Genomic DNA, 11,477 nt, shown 5'->3' with positions numbered 1-11,477 from the left:
CATACGGGGGGTCCGGGGGCTCACCCCGCCCCTTCCCGCTGTCACACTTTGCGGCTCCGCCGCGTGGCGGGGCGAGCCCCCGGACCCCCCGTATGCGACCTTCGGCCGCATGTCCTCAATCGCCGGACGGGCTTGGTTTTGCTGATCGCGGCCGTTTTGTACCTGTGCGTATGAGCCCACATGGGCAAAATCCAGCCCGTCCGGCGATTGAGGACCGGGGGTATGGGGGCGGAGCCCCCAGGCGCTGATCAGGGCCGTCGCCGCCAGCGCCGCCAGCGGGGCTCTCACCGAGCCGCCCTGGGTCTCATGTCGCGACACCGTTGTCACCGCGTACGTATGCGCACCGAGCAGCGCCGCCGGCACCAGGGCCCGGCGCGTGACCGGACCCGTCGACGCCGCCCCCAGCAGCAGGTCCAGCGACCGTGCCGCCGCCATCGCCGCAGGCCCCGCCGGAGTGTGCTTCCAGTACAGGTCGTACGACCAGACCGTCGCGGCCAGCGCCACGGACACACCCAGTGCCCGGCCCCCCGCGCGGGAGGCGAGCGCCAGGCCCGCCCCCGTCAGCGCCACCGATGCCCCGAGCGCCGCGCCCGCGCCGATGCGGCCCGACGGGATCGGCCGGTGCGGGCGGTCGCGGGCGTCCTCCTCCCGGTCCGCCCAGTCGTTGAGCGCCATCCCCGCCTCGTAGAGGCAGAGCGAGGCGCCGATCGCGTACGCCGTGCTCCGGCTGAAGCGCGCGCCCTCCGCCGCCGCCCCCGCGAGCGCGTCGCCCGGGACCGTGAACAGGGCGGAGATGCGCAGGAGTTCGGGCCAGGCCGACAGGGTCATCGTGACTCCCCCAGGTCCGCCGCGAATGCCAGCAGTTCGCCGTACTGGTCCGAGAGCGCCGCCGGGCCCCCGTCCGGGTCCTTGAAGTAGAAGCCGAGTCGGGTCAGCGGGCCCGCCATCCCCACCTCGTGCGCCCGCGCCACCAGCCGCGCCAGGTCCAGGACCAGCGGTGCGGCGAGCGCCGAGTCGCAGCCCTGCCAGATCGTCTGGAGGATCATGCGCGAGCCGAGGAAACCGTCGAAGGCGATGTGGTCCCAGGCCGTCTTCCAGTCGCCCAGCGAGGGGACGTCATCGATGTGGACCTGACCCTCGGGGGTCGTCCCGAGCGTGTCCGCGAGGACCCGCTCCTTGCCCGCGTTCTTCGCGGCCGCGGCAGCGGGGTCCGCCAGCGCCGCCCCGTCGCCGCCGCCGAGCAGGTTGCTGCCCGACCAGGCCCGCACGGCGAGCGCGCGCTGGACGAACATCGGGGCCAGCACCGACCGCAGCAGCGTCTGTCCTGTCTTGCCGTCGCGGCCCGCGTGGGGAAGTCCGCAGGCCGCGACGGTGTTCTGCAGGGCTGCCGCGCGCAGCCCGGTGGAGGGGGTGAAGTTGATGTACGGACAGCCGGCCCGCAGCGCGGCCGCCGCGTAGAGGGAGCTGGCCGGCAGTCGCGGGTCGCCGGGGCGGGGCGCGGGTTCCGTGGAGGAGACGTTGATGACGACCGCCCGGGCGAGGCCCCGGCCGGCGACGAAGTCCGTGATGTCCGCGGCGAACGAGGTGATGAGCTCCTCGTCGGTGCGGGTGTCGCCCGGGAGCGGGCCCCCGGGGCGTATCTCCTTGTCCGCCGCCGCGAGTTCGGCCCGTACCGCCGACGGCAGTCCGTGCGGCAGCACGCCTCCTTCGGCCAGGGCTTCGGCGCGTTTGGGGAGCGGGCAGCTGGCCGTGTCGTGGCCGCCGAAGACCAGGGAGGCGAGGGCCGGGAGCCCCGCGGAGGCGAAGGGCGGTGTCTCGGTGACCATGCCGGTCGCCGGGTGGAGACCCGCCACCACCGCCGCACTTCCCGCGACCGCGGTGGTGGCGACGGAGCCGCGTGCTCCGACGAACCAGACTCCGACTCCTGTACGTACTGCGGACACGGGCTGCCTCCCTGGTGTGGTGCGGGCTTGCTCCGGTGTGGAGGGGACGGCGGGCAGGGGTTCGGCGTATCCCCGCCCGCCGCCGTCTTGTGGCCTCCCTCGTCTAGGCCGAGGGGAGCTCCTTGAGCTGGATGTTGCGGAAGGCCACCTGGTCGTCGGCCGAATGGTTCTGCAGGCCGATGTAGCCGTCCTTCAGGCTGCGCACCGGGTCGGTGTTGGTGAAGTCGTTGACCTTCACCCCGTTGAGGAAGATGGTGAGCCGCTCTCCCTGCACCCGGATCTCATAGCTGTTCCACTGCCCCGGGGGCCGGAGCACCTGGTCGCGCGCCTTGATGTTGGCGGACTTGAAGGAGTACACCGAGCCTGTTGTGCGGTCGGGGGCGTCGGAGGCGTCGATCTGCACCTCGTACCCCTTGTTGACCGCCGACCACGGGTCGTCCGACTCGGGGAAGCCGACGAAGACGCCCGAGTTGTCGTCGCCCGTCATCTTCCAGTCGAGCTTCAGCGAGTACGCGTTGAACTGCTTGGCCTGGTAGTAGAGGAGCCCCATGCCGCCTTCGGACTGCAGCTGTCCGTCGACGACGTTGAACTTCCCCGGACCTGCCTGCTTCCAGCCGTCCAGCGACTTGCCGTTGAAGAGCGCGCGGTAGCCGGTGTCCGGCTTGCAGTCGGCCTTGACCTGGCCTGCCGCGTACCGCAGTCCGCCGAGGAGGTGCTGGCGGAAGGCGTCTTCGGCGTAGGACTCCTTGGTGTGGCCGAGTCCGGTGTAGAAGGAGCGGCCGCCCTGGTAGGTGTGGCACCAGGCGATCGGGTGGTCGCCCTTCATGGTGCCGCCTGTGTAGCTCGTCTCGTCGAGCGTGGCGAGCACCTTGGCCGTACTGCGCGGGTTGGTGCGGTAGTTGTACAGCTCGTCGGTGTGTTCCCAGCTGTCGCCGAGGTGCGCGGTCGCCGGGTTGGTGTGGTCCTCGACGCGGACCGTGGCGGGCTGGATCGCGGGGTGGCCGGCGAAGTACGCGCCGACGAGTCCGCCGTAGAACGACCAGTCGTACTCGGTGTCGGCCGCCGCGTGCACGCCCATGTAGCCGCCGCCGGTGGTGATGAAGTTCTCGAACGCCTTCTGCTGGTCGGCGTTGAGCACGTCACCGGTGGTGGAGAGGAAGACCACCGCGTCGTATCTGGCGAGGTTGCTGGTGGTGAACTGGGCCGCCTCCTCGGTGGAGTCGACGGTGATGTTGCTGGTCTTGCCGAGTTCCTTGAGGGCGGCGATGCCCTCGGGGATGGCGTCGTGCCGGAAGGCCGCGGTCTTGGAGAAGACCAGGACCCGCTTGGCGGTCTTGTCCACCGGGGTGTTGGAGAGCTCGAAGTCGTCGATGTCGTAGAGCGCGCCGTCACCGCCCTTGAAGACCAGGAAGAGCTCGGTGGCCTTCTTGGGTACGGACCGCAGGGGGACGTCGATGTCCTGGAAGGTGTCCCAGCTGCCGGTCACCGGCACCGGCGCGGAGCCGAGCAGGGTCCCGGTGGCCGATCCTGCCCGTACTTCGATGAATCCGCCCGCGCCGCCGGAGGAGAGCCGGGCGGTGAGCTTGGTGGATCCGGCGAGGATGTACGGCTTGAAGGAGATCCAGTCGTCGTTGTTGATGTCGCCGACCGTCTTGCCGCCGTGCGCGCTCGCCTTGTCGTACGTCTTGATGCCCGAGGAGCCGGTGAAGTGCTCGGCCTGCCGGTGCCTGGGCTGCAGCTGAGCCTGGTCCTTGCCGGTGAGCGCGGCCTGGCCGCCGCCTCCGCCGTCGGTGTACTCGGCGTCGACGACTCCGAAGACGTTGGCGTTGGGATCGTGCCCGCCGTCGATGGCCGTGTTGATGGTGCCGCTGCACCCGGTGGTGGAGGTGATGAGGTGGCCGTGGCTGTCGTGGCCGAGGACGAAGTTCACCTTGACCTTGGCGCAATCGATCGCCGGGTCCTCGGGATCGGAGACCTTCACCTTGAAGGGGACCTTGTCGCCGAAGTTGAAGAGCGCCCCGTCGCCGGGCAGTTCGAGGGTCACCGTGGGTGCGGTGTTGCCGACGGTGACGTGCGCGCTCGCCGAGCCGGTGCGGCCCGTGGGGTCCTTGGCGGTGACGGTCGCGGTGTAGGTGCCGTTCTTCTTGTATGTGTACGTGGGGTTGGCCTCGGTGGACTTGCCGCCGTCGCCGAAGTCCCAGGAGTACGTGAGGGCGTCGCCGTCGGAGTCCGTGGTGCCGGCCGAGGAGAAGGCGGTCTTCAGCGGAGCATGGCCGGAGGTCTTGCTCGCCGCGGCCTCGGCGACCGGGGAGTGTCCGCCGGTGGCGTTCTCGATCCGGTAGAGGCCGGTGTTCTCGTCACCGCCGAACCAGGCGGTGCCGTAGTCCAGGACGTACAGGGCTCCGTCCGGGCCGAACGCCATGTCCATGACCTGGGTTCCGGTCCATGGGATGGGGTTGATGGACTCGACGGTGCCGTCGTCCGTGGAGGAGATGCGCTTGATCCAGCGGCGGCCGAACTCGCCGGCGAAGAAGTCGCCGTCGTACGCCTCGGGGAACTTGACCGGGGAGTCCAGGTTCGCGTCGTAGTGGTAGACGGGCCCGCCCATCGGGGACTCGGAGCCGGTGCCGAACTCGGGCACGGAGCCGCCGTCGTACGGGATCCAGGCCGGCTGCGCGGGCGGCAGGTCGGTGATCCCGGTGTTGTACGGCGAGGTGTTCTTGGGGGCGTTGCAGTCGAACGTCGCGCCCGAGGCCTTGGTCTCGAAGTCGTATGCGACGTACGGGTCGTTCTTGCCGGTGCAGAACGGCCAGCCGAAGTTGCCGGGCTTGGTCACCCGGGCGAACTCGACCTGCCCTGCGGGACCGCGCTTGGGGTCGGCCGCGCCCGCGTCGGGCCCGTAGTCGCCGACGTAGACGATGCCGGTGGCCTTGTCGACGCTGAAGCGGAAGGGGTTGCGGAAGCCCATCGCGTAGATCTCGGGGCGGGTCTTGTCCGTGCCCGGCGCGAAGAGGTTGCCGTCGGGGATGGAGTACGACGCGTCGTCGTTGACCTTGATGCGGAGGATCTTGCCGCGCAGGTCGTTGGAGTTGCCGGCGGTGCGCCGGGCGTCGTACGCGGGGTTGCGGCCCGGACGCTGGTCCATCGGGCTGAAGCCGTCGGACGCGAAGGGGTTGGAGTCGTCGCCGGTCGACAGGTAGAGGTTGCCCTGCGCGTCGAAGTCGATATCGCCGCCCACGTGGCAGCAGATGCCGCGGGTGGTGGCGACTTCGAGGATCTTCTTCTCGCTGGCGTTGTCGAGGGTGCCGTCCGCCTTGAGGGTGAACCGGGACAGCTGGTTGATCCCGTCGAACTTGGCGAAGTCGGCCGCGGTGCCGGTGTCGGGGGCGTCCCCGGCTGGGGTGTTCAGCGGGGGCGCGTAGTAGAGGTAGATCGCCCGGTTCTCGCTGAACTTGGGGTCGATGGCGATCCCCTGGAGACCTTCCTCGTCATGGGAGTAGACGGGGATGGTGCCGACGACGCGGGTGTTTCCTGCCGCGTCGGTGGAGCGCAGATCGCCTTCGCGCGAGGTGTGCAGCACGGTGCGGTCCGGGAGTACGGCGAGCGACATCGGCTCACCGGTCTCCTCCCCGCCCTTGGCGAGGGTGACCTGCTGGAAGTCCTCGGCCGCGGCTTTGGGGGCCGGATCGGCGGATGCGCCCTGCGGGGCGCCGAGCGTGAGGGTGGCGGCGGCGAGAAGGCTGCCGGTGAGCAGTGCGAGTGCCTTACGGGCTCTGAGCCTTTTTCTGTGCACGAATGTCCTCCGGGATGACCGGTCGGTCGTACGGGGCGGGTGGCCGTGGCTTCCGTCGTGCGCCGTCACTCCGGAACCACGCGTTGCTCAGGCCCGCCTGGCAGTGTCCGTGAGGTCCACCGCGGCAGGCCTGCTTGCGCTGCTGGGGGTCCGGCCCGCGGCTGAGCCGTTGTCGGGCGCGGTGTCCCCCGGAAGATGCAGCGTCCTGTGACCTGTACACCTCAGGGACCGTAGCCGCGTTCGTCCGGGGCGGAAAGCCCTTGCGCAGAAGCGAGTTGAACTTCTTCCCGGTCCAGGACAAAGCCGGATGAGGGCAGCAGGGACCGGCCCGGCGGCACCTTCGCCGCCGGGCACTGACCTGCGGGGACCTCGCTACTCGCCGCCTCCGAAGGCGGCGTCGAAGGAGGCGGTGGGCGGGTCGAAATCGAAGCGCTTCAGGTCGGCGAGCGCCTGCGGGGCGCCCTGCAGGCGGTCCATGCCTGCGTCCTCCCACTCCACCGAGATGGGTCCCTGGTACGCGATGGAGTTGAGCATCCGGAAGACGTCCTCCCACGGGACGTCGCCGTGCCCGGCCGAGACGAAGTCCCAGCCGCGCCGGGGATCGCCCCAGGGCAGATGCGAGCCGAGACGGCCGTTGCGGCCGTCGAGGCGCTTGCGGGCCTCCTTGCAGTCGACGTGGTAGATCCGGTCCCGGAAGTCGTAGAGGAAGCCGACCGGGTCGAGGTCCTGCCAGACGAAATGGCTCGGGTCGAAGTTCAGCCCGAAGGCGGGGCGGTGGCCGACCGCCTCCAGGGCGCGGTGCGTCGTCCAGTAGTCGTACGCGATCTCGCTCGGATGCACCTCATGGGCGAAGCGCACGCCCTCGGCATCGAAGACGTCCAGGATCGGGTTCCAGCGCTCGGCGAAGTCCTCGTAACCGCGCTCGATCATCCGCTCGGGGACGGGCGGGAACATCGCCACCAGATGCCAGATGGAGGAGCCGGTGAAGCCGATGACGGTGTCCACGCCGAAGGCCGCGGCCGCCCGCGCGGTGTCCTTGATCTCCTGGGCGGCCCGCTGCCGTACGCCCTCACCCTCGCCGTCGCCCCAGATACGGCCCGGCAGGATCGCCTGGTGGCGTTCGTCGATGATGGAGTCACAGACGGCCTGGCCGACCAGATGGTTGGAGATCGCCCAGCACTTCAGTCCGTACTTGTCGAGCAGCTGGTGCCTGGAGTCGAGGTACCCGGGATCGGCCAGGGCCTTGTCGACCTCGAAGTGGTCGCCCCAGCAGGCGAGTTCGAGGCCGTCGTAGCCGAAGTCGCGGGCGAGCCGGCAGACCTCCTCCAGCGGAAGGTCGGCCCACTGGCCGGTGAAGAGCGTGAACGGGCGTGGCATGTCCGAGGACCTCCTAGGCCTGTACGGGGGTGTAGACGGCGTTCTTCTGGGCGCTCTCCTCGACCGCTGCCAGCACCCGCTGCACCTGCAGCCCGTCCGCGAAGGACGGCTCCGGGTCGGTCCCGGTGGCGATCGCCTCCAGCAGGTCGCGTGCCTGGTGGACGAAGGTGTGCTCGTAGCCCAGTGCGTGGCCCGGCGGCCACCAGGCCTCCAGGTAGGGGTGTTCGGGTTCGGTGACCAGGATCCGCCGGAAGCCGGAGGTGACGGCCGGCTCGGTGTGGTCGTGGAAGGAGAGTTCGTTGAGCCGCTCCAGGTCGAAGGCGAGCGAGCCGAGCTCGCCGTTGAGTTCGACGCGGAGCGCGTTCTTGCGCCCGGAGGCCATCCGGGTCGCCTCGAACGAGGCGAGCGCACCCGAGGCGAGCCGCCCGGTGAAGAGCGCGGCATCGTCCACCGTCACCGGACCGCTCTCGGCGGATCCCGCGCCCGAGAGCCCGCTGGACACCCCCGCGAGCAGGGGCCGCTCCCGTACGAACGTCTCGGTGAGCGCGGAGACCCCGGCCAGCGGCTCCCCCGCCAGGTACTGCGCGAGATCGACCGCGTGCGCCCCCAGATCGCCGAGCGCACCCGATCCCGCGTACTCGCGCTTGAGCCGCCAGGTCAGCGGGAACGCCGGGTCGACCAGCCAGTCCTGGAGATAGGTGACCCGTACGTGGCGAAGCGCCCCGAGCCGTCCCGCCGCGACCATCCTGCGGCCGTACGCGATGGCCGGCACTCTGCGGTAGTTGAAGCCGACCATCGCCAACTGGCCGTTGGCCCGCGCCCGTTCGGCCGCCTCGACCATCGCCTCCGCCTCGGCGACCGAATTGGCGAGCGGCTTCTCGCACAGCACGTGCTTGCCCGCCTCCAGCGCCGCGATCGCGATCTCCGCATGGCTGTCGCCCGGGGTGCAGATGTCGACGAGCTGTACGTCGTCGCGGGCGATGAGGTCCCGCCAGTCGGTCTCGGCGGCCGCCCAGCCGTGTTTGTCCGCAGCAGCCCGTACGGCCGTCGCATCACGTCCGCAGACGGCGGCGAGCGCCGGCCGCAGGGGCAGGTCGAAGACACGGCCCGCGGTGCGCCACCCCTGGGAGTGAGCGGCGCCCATGAACGCGTATCCGACCATGCCGATGCCGAGAGTCGGCGGCGGGGCCTCGCTGGCCGACTGGTCCGGCTGATCCATACGGAGTCCTCCTCTTTCGATCACGCGGTGGGGGCAGTCCTGCAGGCGGGTGCTGAAGATCTTGGCCGGACCAGGGAGCGGGGCCTGGTGCACTGCGCTTCGCTCCGTCTCGGCTCTTTGATTCATCCTTCGGATGCCGAGCGCAGCTGCAAGGCGGAGGAGGGATTCATGGCGAATGGGGCCTCCCCTGCTCGAGCGAAGCCGAGAGCTTGGGGAACATGGCGACCGACGACAACGCCGCAGATGTGCGTGCCAGGCCCCGCGAGCCCGGCCAAGATCTTCAGTGCCCGCCTGAGGCCCGGTCAGGCGAAGCCGGTGGGCAGGTACTGCTCGATGTTGTCCTTGGTCACGACGGCCGAGTAGAGGGTGATCGAGCTGGGGATCTCCAGCTCCGACATCCCTGCGACGCCCTTCTTCTGGCCGAGCGCCCGCGCCAGGTCGATGGCGGAAGCCGACATCGTGGGCGGGTAGAGAACGGTGGCCTTCAGTACGGAGTTGTCGGCCTTGATGGCGTCCATCGCGGACTTGGCACCGGCCCCGCCGACCATCAGGAAGTCCTTGCGGCCCGCCTGCGCGATGGCGCGCAGCGCGCCGACCCCCTGGTCGTCGTCGTGGTTCCACAGGGCATCGAACTGGCTCTGCGCCTGGAGGAGTTGGGCCATCTTCGCCTGGCCGGACTCGACGGTGAAGTCGGCGGCCTGGCGGGCCACCTTCTTGATGTTGGGAAAGTTCTTCAGGGCGTCGTCGAAGCCCTGGGTGCGCTGTTTGGTCAGCTCCAGGTTGTCGATGCCCGCGAGCTCGATGACCTTGGCGTTGGGCTTGTCCTTGAGCTGCTGGCCGATGTAGGTCCCGGCGTTGAAGCCCATGCCGTAGTTGTCGCCGCCGATCCAGCAGCGGTAGGCCTGCGGCGAGGCGAAGACCCGGTCCAGGTTGATGACGGGGATGCCCGCCTTCATCGCCTGCAGACCGACCTGGGTGAGGGCCTTCCCGTCGGCCGGGAGGATCACCAGGACGTCGACCTTCTTGTTGATGAGGGTCTGCACCTGGCCGATCTGCGCGGCGGTGTCGTTGGACCCCTCGGTGATCTCCAGGGTCACCTCGGAGTACTTCTTGGCGCGCGACTTGGCGTTCTGATTGATGGCGTTCAGCCAGCCGTGGTCGGCCTGCGGTCCTGCGAAGCCGATGGTGACCGGAGTGCCGGGCTTGTCGTCGGCGGCGGCCGGCTGGCTGCTGGCCGTGTTCTCGGTCTTCTTCGGGTCGTTGCTTGTGCAGGCGGTGAGGAGGGCGCCCGCCGACACGGCGGCGGTGCCGAACAGCATTCCTCTGCGACTGGTAACCCTGTTTTCTGGCATGGCGGTTGAACCCCTTCGTTCAAACGGACTTGCGGGAACGGATGCGAGCGTCAGGCCTCGCCGTCGCGGACGGCGCTGCGCTGCGCCAGTACGGCGACGACGATGATCGCGCCCTTGGCGATCTGCTGGGGGGCAGTCTGCAGGTTGTTGAGATCGAAGATGTTGGTGATCGTCCCGAAGACGAGGACACCCAGGACCGAGCCGACGATGGTGCCACGGCCGCCGCTGAGCAGAGTGCCTCCGATGATCGCGGCGGCGATGGCGTCCAGTTCGTACTGGTCGCCGTTGGTGTTCTGTCCGGAGCCGGAGAGGACGATCAGCATGAAGGCGGCGATTCCGCAGCACAGCCCGGAGAGCAGGTAGAGATAGAGCCGCTGACGCCGTACATCGATACCCGCCAGCCGTGCCGCCTCCGCGTTGCCTCCGACAGCGACAGTGCGGCGCCCGAAGGTCGTACGGTTCAGCAGCAGCCAGCCGACGACCGTGACCCCGGCGAAGACCAGGGCCAGCGGCGGAATGCCCAAGGGATAGTTGTCCCGGACGCCCAGGTCGAGTACGGACTTCAGGTTCACGAGTTGCGTCTTGCCATCGGTGATCTGCAGGGCGAGGCCGCGCGCCGAGGCAAGCATGGCGAGCGTCGCGATGAAGGGCACCATGCGCCCGTACGCGATCAGCACCCCGTTGACGAGCCCGCACCCGAGCCCGACGACGACAGCCGTGAAGAGGATGCCGAAGAAGCCGTACTCCTGAGTGGCCAGGGTGGTCGCCCACACCGAGGCGAGAGCAACCATGGCTCCGACCGAGAGGTCGATGCCACCGCCCATGATCACGAAGGTCATGCCGACGGTGACAACACCGATCACCGACGTCTGGGTGAGCACCAGTTGGAGATTGCTGACAGCGATGAACTGATCCGGTTTGGTGATTGCGCCGACGGCGATCAATACGGCGAGCACCCCGAGGAGCGAAAGATTACGCACGTCCAGCTTGAGCCCGAGGGACGGCCGCGAACCGCGGGACCGGGGTATCTTGGCGGTGTCGGCGACGGCCGGACCGTCCTGCTGCGCCGGTGTCACGGGCGGGGTCATGGCGTGGTGCTCCCTTCCATCACAAGGTCGAGTACACGGTGCTCGTCGAGCTCCCGGGCGTCCGCCGTGTGCACGACGCGGCCCTCCCGGAGCACCAGCACCCGGTCGGCGAGGCCCAGGACTTCAGGGACCTCGCTCGATACGAGAAGTACGGCCAGGCCCTCGTCGGCCAGCCGGCGGATCACCGCGTAGAGCTCGGCGCGGGCGCCGACGTCGACGCCCCGGGTCGGCTCGTCCAGCAGCAGCACCCGGCAGCCGCGCAGCAGCCAGCGGGCCAGTACGGCCTTCTGCTGATTGCCGCCGGAGAGGGTGCGGATGCGGGCGTCGGGGTTGTCGGGCCGCAGTGACAGCTCACGCGTGGCAGCCAGCGCCGCCTTGCGCTCGGCGCCCCGGTCGACCCAACCGCCGTGCGAGAAACGGGACATGGACGATACGGAGACGTTGCGCGTCACCGATTCGAGCATCAGCAGCGCCTGGGCCTTGCGCTCCTCGGGAGCGAGTCCGATGCCGGCGCGTACGGCGGCGCGGACGCTGCCGGGGCGCAGGGCGCGCCCGTCGACGTACACCTGCCCCTTGTCCGCCTTGCGCGCTCCGAAGATCGTCTCCAGGATCTCGGAGCGCCCGGAGCCGACGAGTCCGGCCAGGCCCACGATCTCCCCGGGCGCGATGACGAGGTCGAGCGCCTCGAACTCGCCCTCCCTGCCC

Annotated in this window: 8 protein-coding genes; all 8 read right to left on the bottom strand. The window is 69.6% G+C overall.

All coding sequences use genetic code 11. The features are described from left to right. Positions 1–828: SCO3242 family prenyltransferase (locus tag J0695_RS13740; protein WP_206962294.1), on the bottom strand; the 828-nt coding region annotated here is incomplete at its 3' end. Continuing rightward, positions 825–1,943 (bottom strand): inositol-3-phosphate synthase, encoded by a 1,119-nt coding sequence (locus tag J0695_RS13735; RefSeq protein ID WP_307798609.1) that lies wholly within the window; start codon positions 1,941–1,943, stop codon positions 825–827. The genes J0695_RS13735 and J0695_RS13740, both read right to left, overlap by 4 nt. A gap of 103 nt (positions 1,944–2,046) precedes the next feature. Next, positions 2,047–5,736, bottom strand: coding sequence for a ThuA domain-containing protein (locus J0695_RS13730; RefSeq protein WP_206962293.1), 3,690 nt, complete (start codon positions 5,734–5,736; stop codon positions 2,047–2,049). A 372-nt stretch (positions 5,737–6,108) separates the two neighbouring features. Further along, positions 6,109–7,113, bottom strand: coding sequence for a sugar phosphate isomerase/epimerase family protein (locus J0695_RS13725; RefSeq protein ID WP_206962292.1), 1,005 nt, complete (start codon positions 7,111–7,113; stop codon positions 6,109–6,111). Between the two features lie 13 nt (positions 7,114–7,126). Next, positions 7,127–8,332, bottom strand: coding sequence for a Gfo/Idh/MocA family protein (locus J0695_RS13720; protein WP_206962291.1), 1,206 nt, complete (start codon positions 8,330–8,332; stop codon positions 7,127–7,129). 302 nt (positions 8,333–8,634) lie between these two features. Further along, the gene (locus J0695_RS13715; protein ID WP_206962290.1) at positions 8,635–9,684 is read right to left on the bottom strand and encodes a substrate-binding domain-containing protein; all 1,050 of its coding nucleotides are present in this window, start codon (positions 9,682–9,684) and stop codon (positions 8,635–8,637) included. Between the two features lie 50 nt (positions 9,685–9,734). Next, positions 9,735–10,772 carry an ABC transporter permease gene (locus J0695_RS13710; protein WP_206962289.1) on the bottom strand — a complete coding sequence of 346 codons (1,038 nt, stop codon included), beginning with the start codon at positions 10,770–10,772 and terminating at the stop codon, positions 9,735–9,737. After that, a partial coding sequence (locus tag J0695_RS13705; protein ID WP_206962288.1) for an ATP-binding cassette domain-containing protein occupies positions 10,769–11,477 on the bottom strand: 709 nt, incomplete at its 5' end. The genes J0695_RS13705 and J0695_RS13710, both read right to left, overlap by 4 nt.

It is taken from the genome of Streptomyces beijiangensis (assembly GCF_017315755.1).
Taxonomy (GTDB): Bacteria; Actinomycetota; Actinomycetes; order Streptomycetales; family Streptomycetaceae; genus Streptomyces; species Streptomyces beijiangensis.
Note: the sequence above shows the minus strand (reverse complement) of the source record. Positions and strands in the feature narration are given on the sequence as shown.

Excerpts from the sequence above, each read along its gene's own strand:
- J0695_RS13720 (WP_206962291.1), bottom strand. The coding sequence starts at position 8,332 with ATGGATCAGCCGGACCAGTCGGCCAGCGAGGCCCCGCCGCCGACTCTC.
- J0695_RS13725 (WP_206962292.1), bottom strand. The coding sequence starts at position 7,113 with ATGCCACGCCCGTTCACGCTCTTCACCGGCCAGTGGGCCGACCTTCCG.
- J0695_RS13710 (WP_206962289.1), bottom strand. The coding sequence starts at position 10,772 with ATGACCCCGCCCGTGACACCGGCGCAGCAGGACGGTCCGGCCGTCGCC.
- J0695_RS13715 (WP_206962290.1), bottom strand. The coding sequence starts at position 9,684 with ATGCCAGAAAACAGGGTTACCAGTCGCAGAGGAATGCTGTTCGGCACC.